The sequence below is a fragment of the Cellulomonas flavigena DSM 20109 genome (assembly GCF_000092865.1).
GTDB classification, from domain to species: Bacteria; Actinomycetota; Actinomycetes; order Actinomycetales; family Cellulomonadaceae; genus Cellulomonas; species Cellulomonas flavigena.
Window position 1 is genome coordinate 852,200 of the sequence record NC_014151.1, and the last position, 14,630, is coordinate 866,829.

Consider the following 14,630-nt stretch of genomic DNA (forward strand, 5'->3'; position numbering starts at 1 on the left):
GCGAGGGGTCAGCGGCGGCGGAGGCCTCGGCGGCGGCGGGTGGGGGTGTCCGCGGTCGGGGCGTCCCACGTGGGGGCGGGAGCCTGGCCCGCGGGCGGGTAGACCGTGGCATCGCCGCCCGCGGACGGGGAGGCGGGCGCCGCCCCGGGAACGGCACCGCCCGACGGGGACGCCATGGCGCCGCCCGGGTGGCCGGCGGCGCCCGCAGGCAGGACGACGGGGGCGGCCCCGGCCTCGACGACGCGCGGGAACGTCGCCGGAGGCGGGCCGAAGGCCAGGCGGGCGCCCTTGACGACGGTCTGGCCCAGCGCGCGCCCGCCCGCGACACCGATCGCGGCGCCGATGCCGTACGGCGCGAGCCGGCCGAGCGCGACGCCGCCGAACCGTGCGGCCTGCGTGCGCACGAGCTTGCGCGTGAGCTGGTTGTTGACCTTGCGGACGGTGCCCATCGGCATGCGCGTGAGCAGCAGCTTCCCGACGCGGACCGTCGCGATCTCGGTGCTGTCGGTGATGACCTTGGTGCCGGACTCGCCCAGCAGGGTCGCGAGCAGCAGGGCCTTGCGGCGCTCGGTGTCGGTGACGTCGATGCCGTGCACGGACGCCACGGCCAGCGAGAACGCGGCGGAGGCGCCGAAGAACGTCGCGACGTCGCTCACCGTCAGCGCCGTGGCCAGGCCCGTCCCGACGATCGGCGCGGCCGCGGCGGCACCGACGGCCCCGCCCGTGCCGGCGACGACGAGCAGGTACTCCCGCTCGAGCAGGGCGACGATGTCCTCGGGGCTCGCACCCGGGTACTTGCGCTTCACGCTCTCGACGTGGGCGTGGATCGTCGCCGAGGGGATCGTCACGGCCTTCTCGAGGGCCGCCTGCACCAGGCGCGGCACGTCAGCGCTCCCCGGCCACGGTGAGGGTCGTCGTCGCGCCCGCCTCGAGCGTGCGCCCGACCGTGCAGTGCTGCTCGACGGCGCGGTGCACGACCGTCAGCAGCCGGTCGCGCGACGCGTCGTCGAGGGACGACAGGTCGACCTCGAGGACCTCCGCCAACGCGGGGTAGCGGTCCTCGGTGGGGTGGGCCAGGCCGCCGACGCGGATGGTCACCTGCACGTCGTCGCCGAGCCGCCGCGCCAGCGCCGCGTCCGACGACAGGCCCGTGCACGCGCCCAGCGCGATCTTCAGCAGCTCGCCGGGTGTGAACGCGTCGGCGTCCCCGAGGGACCCGATGCGGACCTCGCCGCCGCGCGAGCTGCGGCCCACGTACTGCCGCGTGCCGGTGCGCTCGAGCCACAGCCGGGTGTCGTCCGCGTTGGCCAGCGGGTCCTGCGGGTCGCTGACGGCGGGCACGTCGGACACGTCGCCGAGCGCCGTGCCGCTGCCCGCGGGTGCCGGGTCACCGGCGAGGTCGCGTGCGTCCTGGGTCGTCATGCGCCCGATCCTCGCACGCACGTGCGACGCCCGCCCGGGCATGCCGACGAGCGTCACGACGCCCGACGGCTCGACGCCCGGCGCGTCAGGCGACGCTGAAGACCAGGAACGCGATCGCGAACCCCATCGTCCCGATGATCGTCTCCATGACCGTCCACGTGCGCAGCGTGGTCCGCACGTCCATGCCGAAGAACCGGCCGACCAGCCAGAACCCGGAGTCGTTGACGTGCGACGCCATGACGGACCCGGCGGCCACCGCGAGGACGATGGCGGCGAGCTGCACGCCCGAGAAGTCGCCGCCCGCGACGGCGGGCTGGATGAGCCCGGCGGTCGTGATGAGGGCCACCGTCGCGGAGCCCTGCGCGACGCGCAGGACCGTGGAGATGAGGAACCCGGCGACGATGACGGGCAGCCCGAGGTCGCCGAGCGCGTCCTCCAGGGCCCCGCCGATACCGGACGCCCGCAGCACCGCGCCGAACATGCCGCCCGCGCCGGTGATGAGGATGACCGAGCACACGGGCCCGAGCGCGGACTCCAGCAGCCGCTCGACCGTCGAGGCGTCACGCCCGCGCCGGGCGCCCATGACCCACGCGGCCACGAGCACGGCGATGAGCAGCGCGATCGGCGTCGACCCGACCGCGCGCGCCACGCGCACCCACGTCGCGTCGCCGTCGACCACACCCGCGCCGCGCAGCGTGTCCAGGCCGGTGTTGACGAAGATGAGGACCAGCGGCAGCAGCAGCACCCCCAGGACCGTGCCCAGGCCCGGCGGGTTGTCCGGCTTCTCCTCGTCGGACGACCCGAGCAGCTCCGGCACGGGCAGCTGCCAGCGCCGCCCCGCCCACATGCCGTACAGGTAGGAGCTGACGTACCACGTCGGCAGGGCCACGACGAGGCCCAGCAGGATCACCATGCCCGGGTCGGCGCCCAGCAGCTCGGAGGCCGCGACGGGGCCGGGGTGCGGCGGCACGAAGACGTGCATGACGGAGAACGCGCCGGCCGTCGGCAGTCCGTACGTCAGCACCGACCCGCCGAGGCGCCGCGCGACCGCGAACACGATCGGCAGCATGACGACCAGGCCGGCGTCGAAGAAGATCGGGAACCCGAAGATCAGCGACGCGACGCCGAGCGCGAGCGGCGCGCGCTTCTCCCCGAACCGCCGCACGAGGGTCTCGGCCATGACGGCCGCCCCGCCGGACGTCTCGACCATCCGCCCCAGCATCGCCCCGAGCCCGACGAGCAGCGCCACCGACCCGAGCGTCGTGCCGAACCCCGACGTGATGACGTCGACCACCGACTGCGCGGGCACCCCGGTGGCGAACGCCGTCAGCACCGACACGAGGATCAGGGCGAGGAACGCGTGCAGCCGCCACCTGATGATGAGGAACAGCAGGACGGCGATGGCCGCGGCGGCGATGCCGAGCAACGGCCCGGCACCGAGTGTCTGCTCCCAGTCCTCCGGCGGCATGAGGCTCCCCCTGTCTCGTCCCGCGGTGCGGGTGCGGCTACGACTCCTGCAGCGCCGCCAGCGTGAGGTCGGCGACGACGCCCGGCGGGTCCTCGACGAGCACGGTGACGCCGTCCTCGTCGTCGCCCAGCGGCTCGAGCGTGCTCAGCTGCGACGGCAGCAGCGTGGTCGGCATGAAGTGCCCCTTGCGGTGCGCCATGCGGTCGGCCAGCAGGTCCTCGTCGGCCGTCAGGTGCACGAACCGCACGCGTCCCTCGGCGGAGCGCAGCACGTCACGGTAGGAGCGCTTGAGCGCCGAGCACGTGACGACGGACGGCCGGCCGACGCGCGTCTGCTCCGTGAGCCAGTCGCGGATCGTCTCCAGCCACGGCCACCGGTCGTCGTCGTCCAGCGGCGTACCGGCCGCCATCTTGTCGATGTTGGCCTGCGGGTGGAACTCGTCGGCCTCCGCGTAGGGGCGGCCCAGGCGCTCCTGGAGGATGCCCGCGAGGGTCGTCTTGCCGGACCCCGCCACCCCCATGAGCACGAGGTGCTCGATCGTCCCGGTGCCGCCGTGCGTCGTCGCGTCCGTCACGTGCCCCACTGTGGCGGAGCGGGGCGCCCGCGGCCACCCGGCGCCCACCCGAGGGCCCGCGGGGGTTCTCGTGAGCAACCTGTGAAAGGGGTGGCGCCGGGAACACGGCCCGGGTTCGGATCGTTGCGATGACTGGTATGAGAAGACGATACGAAGAACTCGAGACCGAGGACGGCAAGGTCGTCCGCTACCAGCGACACGAGAACGGCGGCGGCCTCGTCGCCAAGGGTGCCCGGGTCGACGAGACCGCCTACGTGGCGGACTCCGCCTGGGTCGACCCCGGCGCCGTCGTCGAGCCCGGAGCATCCGTCGGCAAGTTCTGCTGGGTCGAGCCAGGCGCCGTCGTCGGGCCCCGCGCGCGGCTCGGCTCGCACGTGCACGTGGGCCGTGACGCGGTGGTCGGGCGCGGTGCGCGGCTGGGCGCACGGGTCGACGTGGGTGCCGGCGCGCAGCTCGCGCCCGGCCTCGTCGTCGAGCCCGAGGCGAAGATCGGCGACGGCGCGCACGTCGAGCGCAGCGGCATGCCGCCGCACGTCCTCGCGGCCTGACGCACCCCCCAGCGGGCGACGGGCAGCGGGCTCGGCCCGGTCGCGCGGGTGAACGCCGCGCGACCGGGCCCGCGCGGGCGCACGGTCCTGCATCCTGGGGACCCCGCGGCTGCCGGCCGCCCGGACGTGCAGGGAGCAGACGATGGGGTGGTTCACCCGCAAGGCGCAGGCGGCTGACGAGGCGTTCCCCTTCCTCTCCCGCGACGACGCCGACCACCTGCGGGGCGTCGCCGCGGACGCGTTCGCCCGCGCCGGGCGCCCGGTCACGGTCCACGACGACCACCTCGAGGGTCCCGACGGCATGCAGTTCGGCCTGTGGAACCTCGCCGCGACGTGCCACGAGGCCGGCCGGCGTTCGCAGTGGCCCGCGATCGCGGACCGGCACGTCGGCCAGGTGCTCACGCTGCCCGACCCGTCCGCGCTCGACGACGAGGGTCTTCTCGACGTCGTGATGCTGCGCGCGGTCGCCCCCGACCAGATCCCCCCGGAGCACCGCCACCGCTTCCAGCACGCGGTCGACGTGGCCGAGGGGCTGCTGCAGATCCTCGTCGCGGACTTCCCGACCACCGTCGCGACGCTCGGCGACGAGGACGTCGACCGCGTCGGGCGCGAGCGCATGCTCGCCGCCGGGCGAGCGCGGCTCGTCGCCGAGCCCGTTGAGCACGAGAGCGTCGACCTCGACGGCGGCGTACGCCTGGAGGTCTTCTCCGGCGAGTCCGTCTACGTCGCCAGCAAGGTGCTCGTGCTCCCCGAGCTGCTGCGCGACCTGCACGGCGAGCGCGCCTACCCGGACGGCGTCCTCGTCGCCGTGCCCGACCGGCAGACGCTCCTGCTGCACGTCCCCATCGACGCGGGCGTCATGACCGCCCTGCAGACCCTGGCCGGCAGCGCGGCGCGCGCGTGGGCGACCGCGGCCGGGGGAGTGTCGCCGTCCGTGTACTGGTGGCGCGACGGCTCGCTGACCCGGATCAGCCGCCTCGACGGCGACGGCGGTGTCGCGGTCGAGGTGCACCCGGAGCTCGGGGAGGTGCTGGACCGGCTCGCGGCGGGCTGACCTCGTCGGACGTCGACGGACGTCACCGCCCGGAACCTTCCGACCTCACCCCCGCGGACGCTGCGCGGGGTGGGTGCGGCACGGCAGGATGTCCGACATGCGCAGCGACATCTTCGACCAGACCAACCTCGAGGTCGAGAACGGCCAGCGGTTCTTCCTCCAGAACCCCAAGATGCTCAAGGTGACCCTGGGCGAGCCCGTGCTCGCCGCGAAGGGCGCGATGGTGGCGTACCAGGGCGCCGTGCAGTTCCACCACAAGGGCTCGGACACGCTCGCGAAGTTCGTCAAGCGCGCGATCTCGTCGGACGACCAGGCGCTGATGACCGTGTCCGGGCAGGGCGACGTGTTCTTCGCGCGCATGGCCGAGGACGTGTTCATCATCCACCTCGAGGGCGACGCGATCAGCGTCGGCGGGCAGTCGCTGCTCGCGTTCGACGCGACCCTCCAGTGGGACCTGCACCGCACGCGGGGCGCCGGGATGATGACCGGCGGGCTCTTCAACACCCTCATCCAGGGTCACGGTGCCGTCGCGCTCACGTCCGACGGCAAGCCCGTCATCCTCGACTGCTCGCAGCAGCCGACGTTCGTCGACCCCAACGCGGCCGTCTGCTGGTCGGCCAACCTCGTGCCCGAGGTCGTGTCGAGCATGAACATGTCCTCCCTGCTCAGGGGCGGGACGGGCGAGGCGTTCCAGTACAAGTTCCACGGGCCCGGCTTCGTCGTCGTGCAGCCGTCGGAGGGGTTCTCGGGGGTCGTGCAGTCCGGTTGAGCCTCTTTGGGCAGCGTCGGGTGACTTGAGCGTTTGAGCGGGTGAAACCCTGGTAGGTCCTGGTTGCCGCCAATATCCGGGTGTGACCATGGGGCCGACGCGCGGCCCGACCGGGGCCTGCGCCACCGAACGCTGGGGGGCGGCCGGGATGACAGGTGCACGACTTCGAGGTCGGGTTCGAGGACCCGCGGCATGCGTGGCGGCGACGCTGCTCGTCGCGGTCCCGGCACAGGCGGCGACCGGCGCGGGCACGTCGCCCGAGCTCGTGGTGCCGGCCGACCCCGTCGTCCTCGCCGGCGCCGTCGAGCCCGTCGAGATCGTGGTGCCCGGCGCTGCCGCCGCGGCCCACCGGATCAGCGAGGCCGGGGTCGTCGTCGGCGACGCGACGCTCGACGGCGGGTCCATGCGCGTGTTCCGCTGGCAGGACGGTGCGGCGGCGGAGGTGCTCACCGACGTCGACGTCGACAGCAGCGCCGTCGACGTCAACGAGGCCGGTCAGGTGCTCGTGCAGACGTACCGGCCCGACGGGTCCGCCGGAGCCCTGCTGTGGCAGCCCGACGGGACCGTCGTCGACCTCGCACCCGAGCCGCTGACCGCCTACGGCTGGGACCTCGACGACGCGGGGCGCGTCGCGCTCAACCTCACCGACCCCGGCGACTGGCAGACGCACGCGGCGCTGTGGCACGACGGGACGCTCACGCGGCTCGACGACCGCGGCGGTGCCAGCTACGTCGGCGAGGCCGGTGCGCTCAACGCGCGCGGCGAGATCGTGGGGACCGTCGTCACCGACGTCGGCTCCCGGGCCGTCGTGTGGCGCGACGGCGTGCCACACGACCTCCTGCTGCCCAAGGGTGCCGAGTCCTTCGCCGAGGGCGTCAACGAGCACGGTGACGTCCTGGGCACCGTGCAGCGGGACGCGCTGACGCGCGCCGTCGTCTGGGAGAAGGGGCGGCTGCTGCGCTACCTCGTGCACGGGCAGGTCGAGCGGCAGCGGTTCTACGACCTCAACGAGAACGGCGTCGCCGTCGGGTCCGTCGGGGACACCCGCGAGTCCATGCAGGCGGCCCTCGCGGACCGGCGCGCCACCGCGTTCCTGCCGACGCTCGGCGGCCCGACGGGCACCGCGTACGCCGTCAACGACGACGGGGTCGTCGTCGGGGCGTCGACGCTCGACGCCGACGCCGCGTACGGGCACGCCGTCGCCTGGGTGCGCGGGGCGGCCGTGCCGCTCAGCGGCCGCGTCGACGACGCCGAGCCCGTGAACAGCGCGGCCCTCGACGTCGACGAGCAGGGCCGGGCCGTCGGGTACGTGCAGCGGCGCGACGCCGGCGGCGGCCTCGGGTTCGACACCCGTGCCGTGCTGTGGGAGCTGCCGGGCACCGTCAGCAGGAGCTGAGCGCGTCGGACGACCGCGGGGTCGGGTGGACGTGCGGTGGTGGACACGCGCGCGTCGGCCCGGCCCCGTGCGCCGCCCGGCCGCTGGTCAACGGCCGAGGAGGCGCTGGATCCAGGAGCGGGGCGGGTCGGCGAGGCCGGGGGTGCTGGTCGTGTCGCGCACGTCCGTGAGCGGCGGCGGGGGAGGGGCGTCGACGGCGACGGTGCCGTGCGGGGCGTCGCGCATCGCGTCCTCCAGGTTCGCCAGGGTCTCCACGACGCGGTCGAGGAAGTCGTCGACCTCGTCCTGGTCGTACCCCTCGCGGAACTTGGTGGCCCGGAACAGCACGTCCCGCACGTCCTGCGCCGTCACCGCGTCGGGGGCGCGTTCACCCGACTGCGCGGCACGCAGCGTCCGCGTCACCCGGTCGAGGAAGTCGTCCACGTCGTTCTGGTCGTAGCCCTCGGCGAACTTGGTGGCGGTGAACCTGGTGCTCAGGACGTCGTCGGCGCTCAGCATGGTCCGGATCGTCCCACTCCCGCGGGCGTCGTGCGCGGGATCGTCCACAGGATCACCCGCGGCGCTTGCGGACGCCGGGGCGATCGTCGGCCATGCTGAGCCCCCATCGACGACGAGGAGGACGGCATGACCCACGACGTCGGCCGCGACGGCCCTCCGTTGTCCGACTACGAGCAGATGCCGCTCGGTCGGCTCGGGCAGCGCATCCGCTCGCTGGACGCCGACGACGCAGGCGCCCTGCGCCGGTACGAGGAGTCGCAGGGCCACCGCCTGCCGGTGCTGCAGGTGATCGACCACTGGCTGCACGAGCTCGCCGACGGTGCGGAGCCGACGGGGGAGTGAGGCGGGGCGGTAGGTCCTGTGACTGGTGTCGTCGGCGGGCCTTCCCCGCGGATGGTGGTCACATCTGCGACCACTTCCGCTCGGGACGCGGTGATCTGTGACCACTCTTGCGGCCGGCGTCACGGATGCCTGTCCGAGCCGGGCGGGTGCCCGGCTCGGCACGTCCGGCCGAGGTCGATCTGACGGCTCGTCCATCCGCCACAAACACAACCACTAGCCATGTGTGTTGTGTTTGTTGGGTTTAGCCGCCTACCTTGGGATCATGTCGTCGATCACGATGCCGTCCGCGGACGCCGACGAGCTGCTCACGACGGGCGAGGTTGCCCGTCTGCTGGGTGTGTCCAGGCAGCACGTCGTGAACCTGACCGAGCGTGGCGACCTGCCGTTCGAGACGACCGGGACGCACCGCCGCGTGCGTCGGTCCGACGTCGACCATCTCAGGTACTCGACGCAGCGACTCTCCGCCGACCAGCGTCGCTCGCTCTACCTCGCCTACGCGATCGCGGGCAAGCTCGTCCAGGACCCCACGCTCCTCGACGTCGCGCGGCAGAACCTCGCTCGCATGCGCGAGCGCCACACGCGCGGTCGCCCAGCGCAGTGGCTGCGCGAGTGGCAGGAGCTCCTCGACGGCCCTCTCGACGCGCTGCTGGCGGCGCTCACGTCACCGTCGCAGAGGTCACGCGAGCTGCGGCAGAACTCGCCGTTCGCAGGCGTGCTGACGGACGCCGAGCGGATGGCTGCACTGCGAGCCGCACGGTGAAGCGCGTCGAGCTCGCGCACATCCTGCGGGCGGCGTCGACGATCACGAGCACCAGCGACATCCTGATTGTCGGCTCGCAGTCGATCCTCGGCACGTACGACGAGGACGAGCTCCCGGACGAGGCCGTCGGCTCCATCGAGGCGGACGTCGCGTTTCTCGGGGATGGTGCTGCCGAGAAGGCGCTGGCCGTCGACGGTGCGATCGGCGAGGACTCCGGCTTCCACCAGATGTACGGGTACTACGGGCAAGGGGTGGAGGTCGACGGACTCGTCGCGCTCCCTGAAGGCTGGCAGGAGCGCATCGTGACCTGGCAGAGCCTCTCGTCGGAACCGGGCAGGGCGCTGTGCCTCGAGCCCCACGACCTGGCGATCTCCAAGCTCGTCGCACATCGCGAGAAGGACCTCGACTTCGTGTACGCACTCATCGAGGCTCGGCTCCTCGACCCTGCTGTGCTGCTCGAGCGGCTGAAGGCCACCGAGGTGGCGCGTCCCTTGGCGCGCCGCGTCGAGTCGTGGGTGCGCGCGATGGCGGCTCGCTTCGCTGACTGACGTTCTGCAGCCCGCTAGCCTCCACGCATGGAGCCCACCCTGCCGATGCCGGCGGCGTACGACGTGTTCTGGTCGCTCACCGTGCTGGTGGCCTTCCCGCTGCTCGTCGTCGCGCTGCTGCGTTGGCGCAAGGCGGAGCTGGAGCACCCGCTGGTGTGGCTGCTGGTGATCCTGCTGCTGCCCGTGCTGGGGGCGGCGGGGTTCCTGGCCCGGTCGCTCGGCCGGGGGCCGGGGGTCGACGACAGCCGCGCATGACGTCACCGCGGGTGGTACGGCACCGGGGCGCCTCTTGTATGCCGGCGACCGCCTTGGGGACCTGACGGCTCGACGGCACCCGGTGACGGACGTCCTGCGACGACGAGCGAGGTCGCGGTCGTCCTGGCAGAGTCGGCTCGATGGTGGCCACGCTCCTGACCGTCGGGCACGGCACCCTCACGCACGAGGAGCTGACGGACCTGCTGCACGGCGCCGGCGTGCGTGAGGTCGTCGACGTGCGGCGGTTCCCCGGCAGCCGCCGCCACCCGCACGTGGCGCGCGACGCCCTGAAGGTCTCGCTGCCCGCGGCGGGCATCGCGTACCGGTGGGAACCGGGGCTGGGTGGCCGGCGCTCGCAGGCGAAGGACGACGCGAAGGCTGACCCGTGGTGGCAGGTGGCCGCCTTCCGCGCGTACGCGTCGTACGCGCGCGGCGACGAGTTCCGCGACGCGCTCGCGCATCTGCTCGACGACGCGCAGACGCCTGGTGTCGTCGTCATGTGCAGCGAGGCCGTGTGGTGGCGGTGCCACCGGCGGATCATCAGCGATGTCGCCGTGCTGCTGCACGGTGTGACCGTCCGGCACGTCATGCACGACGGACGGCTCACGGACCACCCACCAGCGGCAGGCGCGCGCGTGACGGCGCACGGCGTCGTGTACGACGCGCCGTAGGCGGTGCCCAACTCCCGTTACCCTGGACCCCGTCCCACGCGCCTGTAGCTCAGGGGATAGAGCACCGCTCTCCTAAAGCGGGTGTCGGCAGTTCGAATCTGCCCAGGCGCACAGAAGTGTTTGTGCAGGTCAGCGGCTAGAGAGGCGCCGCGACTGCTGTGAGGGGCATGTCCGATTTGCCGGGCATTGGTCAGCGTGTGGTCAGCGACTTGTCTCAGGGCGTGGACGGCCTGTCAAGGACGTGGACGGACGCCGGCGGAAGCCCGAGCGTGGGGCGGCTGCCACCAGACAACTAGGTGTTCTGGGTCATGACGTTGGTGACGCCCGCGCGCAGGCGTGAGGCCGGGGGGCGGTCGCCGGCGGCCGTGTGAGCGCGATGGTAGTTGTAGTGGACGTTCCAAACCTTGATCGCAGCGGCGCGCTCGGCTTCGGAGGTCCAGACCCGGGCGTAGAGGAGTTCCTCGGCCAGGATCCGGTTGTAGCGCTCGACCTTGCCGTTGTGCCGTGGCGTGTGGGGGCGGATGCGCTGGTGGCGTGATGCGGTCGCCAGGACGGTGCGGGTGAACGCGGTGGCCTTGTAGTTCGCCCCGTTGTCGGTGACGACCCGCACGAGTCGGTCGATGCCGTGGGCGGCGAAGAACGCTCGGGCGCGGTGGAAGAACCCGATCGTGGTGGCCGCTGTCTCGTCGGGCAGGTGCTCGGTGTAGGCCAGGCGGGAGTACCCGTCGATCGCGGAGTGCAGGTAGACGTAGCCCGCGCGGGCGCCGGAGGTCTTGGCGCGCTGAGCGGCCTTGTCCTGCGTCGAGCCGCGGCCGTGGGCTCGCCACCCGCCGCCGTCGGGGATCCGTCCGACCTTCTTCACGTCCAGGTGAACCATGTGCCCGGGGTGGCGCGCGGTGATCCGCCCGACGACCCGGTTGCTCGACCCGTCGGGGTCGATGTCCCGGCGCCGGTTGATCCCGAGCCGGACCAGCCACCGCGAGACCGTCGCCAGCGAGACGCGGTGCCCGCTGCGGGTCAGCTCGAGGTGGATCTGGCGGGCCGTCCACTTGTGCTCCCGGCGCAGGCGTTCGATCTGCTCGACGACGCCCGGGTCCAGCTGGGTCGGGCTCGACCCGGGCACGCTGGCACGGTCGAGTAACCCGATCTCGCCGAGTTGCTCGTAACGGGCCTTCCACTTGCTCAGGCACTGTCGCGAGATCCCGGCCTCGGCAGCGACGTGAGCGATCGGACGGGCCCGACAGCGCTGCACCAGGCGGAGCCTGCCGGCAGGGGTCAACGGGGCGTTAGCGTGGCTCATGAGGGGTAGGTCTCTCTCGGCGCGGATGTGTTGGTCGCACTTCCCATCCTGCCGCCGGCGGGCCTACCCCTCGCTCACGCCCCGCGCGGTGTCACCAACCTGATGAGACGCAACATCTAGGCGTGAAAGCAGCTGATCCGTGCTGCACCCGGCTCAAGGCGGAGGCCAGGCCTCTGAGCAGACGGCTGTCCGAGGCACCAGCCATAGCCGTTGAGCGCTCGAGGCATCTGGGAGCGGCTACATGGTCACAGACTGTGTGGCCGAGGTGCTCAGATGTACTCGATAGTGCGCTCCGGGCTTCGTCCACCCGATCTGTAGAGTCTGGGTAGGCCGCATGACAGTCACGTTCGCTTTCCGCTAGAGAAGTAGCCAACGAGCGCTTCATCGAGCCCGTCCTCTTCAGCGAGGCGCCGAAGAGGCGTCCGTCCAGCCACTGTCAGCTCGACTGTCCGTGCACTCCCGCTCTTGTCGAAAACGGCGTACCCGATAGACACGAGCGTGTCAACGAAACGCACGGCGGCTGCAGGATCTTTTGCTGAAGCGCCGCGCTGGGTGAGGCCAAGGTACTGTGAAGCGCCTCCTTCGCATACCCGCCGAGCGATCTTCTTCGCAATCTCGTAATGGGGGTGCGCCATAGCGATATAGATGGCATCGACAGGCGGCACGATAGCGCCGCGTGAGGCGAGAAGGCCGAGCGCCCGCTCCTTGGTGTACTCCACGCCGGCGAAGCGAAGGGAGAGCCCCCCGTCGATACTGTGAAAATTGGCATCCGACAGCACGGCACCAGTGAAATCAACGTCAAGAAGGCTCGCGTCGGAAAAATCCACACCCGTCAAGTCTGAACCCTCGAACGAGGCGCTCTCGAGCCACGCCCCGCCGAATCTCGACTTTCGCAGATCAAGCCGTGATAGGTCGCACTCGATTAGTACGGAGTTGCGGAATGACCGCACGAGCGCGCCCCCGGTGCCACAGAACATCTTGAGGCGTTCTAGCCGGCAGTGGTCGAAGCCCCCATGCGGCCCGATGAGGGTCGTCAAGAGTTCGTCGGTTCCACCTTGCCATGTGGGGCTCCGCGCGTTCCAAAGTAGAGCGAAGGTGGACGCCAACTCGCCAGGGTTGAAGATGGACCACTGCTGTACTAGTTGACTGCAGCACTCGTCGAGGAAGGCGGCGCTTTCGCCCGCGATGAAGGCTTCCATGGTGTCCGTGATCCTCACGATGCTGGAACCCTTCCCGCTTGCAGGCAAGATAGCAGATACTCGACGACCAAGAACTCCCGCAGGCTATTGTGCGAGAAGCGCCAACCTTCCTTCCCGCCCACCGCGACGCGGGTAAGGGTTGCAGAGGAGCGGAGGTCCGCGTACAGCGTCTGCCGATCGCTCTCCCGCTCCGAGGGGGGAAGGCGGTCGAGCCGCTGGCGAAACTCGTCGTTGATCAGATTGACGAAGTCGACTTCCTGAAACAGCGGCTTGTCGGAGTCGCTCAAGCGGAGTGCCATCCGATGCAGGAATCGCCGCCTCGAGTCCATGGGCATGGCGGGTGAGCGTCGCCGGTCCCGGAGCATGAGCTGATCAACTATGAGGCGGAAGCACTGATACTCGGTGACGAGGTCCGTCCGGCCCGTGTCGTCTTCGCCACCGTTGCCGGGCTCGGACAGTTGGTCAGCCAGGTCGACCAAGTACGAAATGATCACCGGCTTGCCGCCGAGGAGTCGGGCGCCGTCGTCGCTCGGGCGGGAGACCTTGTTGAGTAGCCGAAGGACGACTGCGCTCTTGTCTGGGTCGCCCGACAACTTTCGCGAAACGAGGGCTTCGGTCTGTTCCTTATCGAGGTCCTGGAGGCGGCGCTCGCTACGATTTATGAACTGTCGCTCGAACAGTTCATCGAGTGCCGCCTCGCGCGCATATTCGACGGCGGCAATGCCAGAGTTCTCGAGGGATGAATATAGTGTTTCAAGAACTCGCAGCTCCTCCGCTTCCGAGAAGTAGTTCGGACGGCTAGTGAGGATCCCCTTGGCGCCGTTTCGACCGAGTTGAGCGAGCGCCTCCAGGCATACGCGTCGCTCGAGCAGATGCATGTACTGAGCCATTTCATCGTATCCATCGAGAAGCAGGACAACGCGCCCTCGGCTGATGAGCGACTCGAAAAAGTGCAACGGTATATGGCTGAGATTGTTGTCATCAAGAAACTTGTGCAATAGTGATGAGACATCGAACTGTTTGGTGAAGTCGCGAAGTTCTATGCGGACAGGTATCGGACAGGTCGGGTCCGCCTTGTTCTTTTCCATCAGTTGCCTTAAGAGCATCTGCGTGAGCGCTGTCTTGCCCGTGCCGTACTCGCCAACTACGATGAGCCATCCTGATCCGGATTCTGAATCCTCGATCCACTCGTGCAGCGCCTCGAGAGCCGGCTCGAGTCTTGTGTCGAAGTCAAAATGGGGGGGCTCGTAGACATCCGCCAGGCGGAGAAGTTCCTGAGCGAGGTGGCCTTCTGTCAGCACAGCGCTCTGATAGGGGTGAAATTTCTCGAAGCGCGCGGCGAGAGCTTCGTATGTGAGCAGTTCGACATTCTTGGGCGATCGCTCCACGACCGACTGCGTGAACCCTTCGGTGGAAACGATCAAGAATGTGCAGCCGGGGTAAGCCTCGTTGCAGGCGTAGTACTTGGTGAGGTCCTTCCCGAGCTTTGTTGTGTCGACTCGCTCTGTTGTTACCTCGACAAAGACTGGCTTGGCGAAAGGATCGCCGATTCGATCCGCCCTTATGTCTACGCTAGCGCTCTGTATCTGAAGTGGGCCAGCGACTTCGTACCCGTTGAGTCGAAATAGGCTGGCGACGGCCGCTTCGACCTCGTCTGGTGACACGTAGGCTCCTGGTGTGGCTGGGGGTCGGGACCTAACTTGACCGTAGCGGGTTGGGAAGTGACCGTGTTGGAGATCCGGCTCACGACGGTGGCGGCGCGTCGACCCGCGGGTAGGCGCACGGAGCCTGACCCGCTTCCCCGGACACCTGGTCTGAGGTGACGA

Annotated in this window: 17 protein-coding genes and 1 tRNA gene; 10 read left to right on the forward strand and 8 right to left on the reverse strand. The window is 70.5% G+C overall.

Going from position 1 to position 14,630, the window contains the following annotated elements:
• Positions 1-8 precede the first annotated feature (8 nt).
• The 4 genes from CFLA_RS03940 to CFLA_RS03955 form a co-directional block, all read right to left on the reverse strand.
• Positions 9-884 carry a hypothetical protein gene (locus CFLA_RS03940; protein ID WP_013116027.1) on the reverse strand — a complete coding sequence of 292 codons (876 nt, stop codon included), beginning with the start codon at positions 882-884 and terminating at the stop codon, positions 9-11.
• A 1-nt stretch (position 885) separates the two neighbouring features.
• The gene (locus CFLA_RS03945; protein ID WP_081449756.1) at positions 886-1,422 is read right to left on the reverse strand and encodes an OsmC family protein; all 537 of its coding nucleotides are present in this window, start codon (positions 1,420-1,422) and stop codon (positions 886-888) included.
• An 85-nt stretch (positions 1,423-1,507) separates the two neighbouring features.
• On the reverse strand, positions 1,508-2,890 hold the full coding sequence (locus CFLA_RS03950) for a GntP family permease (protein ID WP_013116029.1): 1,383 nt from the start codon (positions 2,888-2,890) through the stop codon (positions 1,508-1,510).
• A gap of 37 nt (positions 2,891-2,927) precedes the next feature.
• Positions 2,928-3,464, reverse strand: a complete 537-nt coding sequence (locus CFLA_RS03955; RefSeq protein ID WP_013116030.1) for a gluconokinase — start codon at positions 3,462-3,464, stop codon at positions 2,928-2,930.
• Between the two features lie 137 nt (positions 3,465-3,601).
• On the opposite strand from CFLA_RS03955, the gene CFLA_RS03960 reads away from it, so the two are divergent.
• The 4 genes from CFLA_RS03960 (at position 3,602) to CFLA_RS03975 (ending at position 7,231) form a co-directional block, all read left to right on the forward strand.
• Positions 3,602-4,012: a transferase gene (locus CFLA_RS03960; RefSeq protein WP_043598775.1), complete on the forward strand. Its 411-nt coding sequence runs from the start codon at positions 3,602-3,604 to the stop codon at positions 4,010-4,012.
• 142 nt (positions 4,013-4,154) lie between these two features.
• Positions 4,155-5,066, forward strand: coding sequence for a hypothetical protein (locus tag CFLA_RS03965; protein WP_013116032.1), 912 nt, complete (start codon positions 4,155-4,157; stop codon positions 5,064-5,066).
• A gap of 97 nt (positions 5,067-5,163) precedes the next feature.
• Positions 5,164-5,835 (forward strand): AIM24 family protein, encoded by a 672-nt coding sequence (locus CFLA_RS03970; protein WP_013116033.1) that lies wholly within the window; start codon positions 5,164-5,166, stop codon positions 5,833-5,835.
• A 196-nt stretch (positions 5,836-6,031) separates the two neighbouring features.
• Positions 6,032-7,231: a hypothetical protein gene (locus tag CFLA_RS03975; RefSeq protein WP_013116034.1), complete on the forward strand. Its 1,200-nt coding sequence runs from the start codon at positions 6,032-6,034 to the stop codon at positions 7,229-7,231.
• Between the two features lie 87 nt (positions 7,232-7,318).
• Here the strand turns inward: CFLA_RS03975 and CFLA_RS21235 are convergent, their stop codons facing one another.
• Positions 7,319-7,729 carry a DivIVA domain-containing protein gene (locus CFLA_RS21235; protein ID WP_013116035.1) on the reverse strand — a complete coding sequence of 137 codons (411 nt, stop codon included), beginning with the start codon at positions 7,727-7,729 and terminating at the stop codon, positions 7,319-7,321.
• Between the two features lie 126 nt (positions 7,730-7,855).
• Here CFLA_RS21235 and CFLA_RS19935 point away from each other — a divergent pair, with 126 nt between their 5' ends.
• The 6 genes from CFLA_RS19935 to CFLA_RS04010 all read left to right on the forward strand — a co-directional run bounded on the left by CFLA_RS19935 (position 7,856) and on the right by CFLA_RS04010 (position 10,416).
• On the forward strand, positions 7,856-8,071 hold the full coding sequence (locus CFLA_RS19935; protein ID WP_013116036.1) for a DUF8129 domain-containing protein: 216 nt from the start codon (positions 7,856-7,858) through the stop codon (positions 8,069-8,071).
• Positions 8,072-8,333: 262 nt separating this feature from the next.
• Positions 8,334-8,831, forward strand: a complete 498-nt coding sequence (locus CFLA_RS03990) for an excisionase family DNA-binding protein (RefSeq protein ID WP_148234280.1) — start codon at positions 8,334-8,336, stop codon at positions 8,829-8,831.
• On the forward strand, positions 8,828-9,379 hold the full coding sequence (locus CFLA_RS03995) for a DUF6036 family nucleotidyltransferase (protein ID WP_013116038.1): 552 nt from the start codon (positions 8,828-8,830) through the stop codon (positions 9,377-9,379). Before CFLA_RS03990 ends, CFLA_RS03995 begins: the two co-directional genes overlap by 4 nt.
• 27 nt (positions 9,380-9,406) lie before the next feature.
• A complete protein-coding gene (locus tag CFLA_RS04000) occupies positions 9,407-9,634 on the forward strand; it encodes a hypothetical protein (RefSeq protein WP_013116039.1) in 228 nt (75 codons plus the stop codon).
• 140 nt (positions 9,635-9,774) lie between these two features.
• Positions 9,775-10,305, forward strand: coding sequence for a DUF488 domain-containing protein (locus CFLA_RS04005; protein ID WP_013116040.1), 531 nt, complete (start codon positions 9,775-9,777; stop codon positions 10,303-10,305).
• A 38-nt stretch (positions 10,306-10,343) separates the two neighbouring features.
• A tRNA-Arg gene (locus CFLA_RS04010) sits at positions 10,344-10,416 on the forward strand.
• Positions 10,417-10,597: 181 nt separating this feature from the next.
• On the opposite strand, the gene CFLA_RS04015 is transcribed toward CFLA_RS04010, so the two are convergent.
• The 3 genes from CFLA_RS04015 to CFLA_RS04025 all read right to left on the reverse strand — a co-directional run bounded on the left by CFLA_RS04015 (position 10,598) and on the right by CFLA_RS04025 (position 14,468).
• Entirely contained in the window at positions 10,598-11,605 is a 1,008-nt protein-coding gene (locus CFLA_RS04015; protein ID WP_013116041.1) for an IS481 family transposase, read from the reverse strand.
• 341 nt (positions 11,606-11,946) lie between these two features.
• A complete protein-coding gene (locus tag CFLA_RS18890) occupies positions 11,947-12,822 on the reverse strand; it encodes a pentapeptide repeat-containing protein (RefSeq protein ID WP_052302674.1) in 876 nt (291 codons plus the stop codon).
• Positions 12,819-14,468 carry an NACHT domain-containing protein gene (locus CFLA_RS04025; RefSeq protein ID WP_013116043.1) on the reverse strand — a complete coding sequence of 550 codons (1,650 nt, stop codon included), beginning with the start codon at positions 14,466-14,468 and terminating at the stop codon, positions 12,819-12,821. The genes CFLA_RS18890 and CFLA_RS04025 overlap by 4 nt, the downstream gene beginning before the upstream one ends.
• Positions 14,469-14,630: the final 162 nt, after the last annotated feature.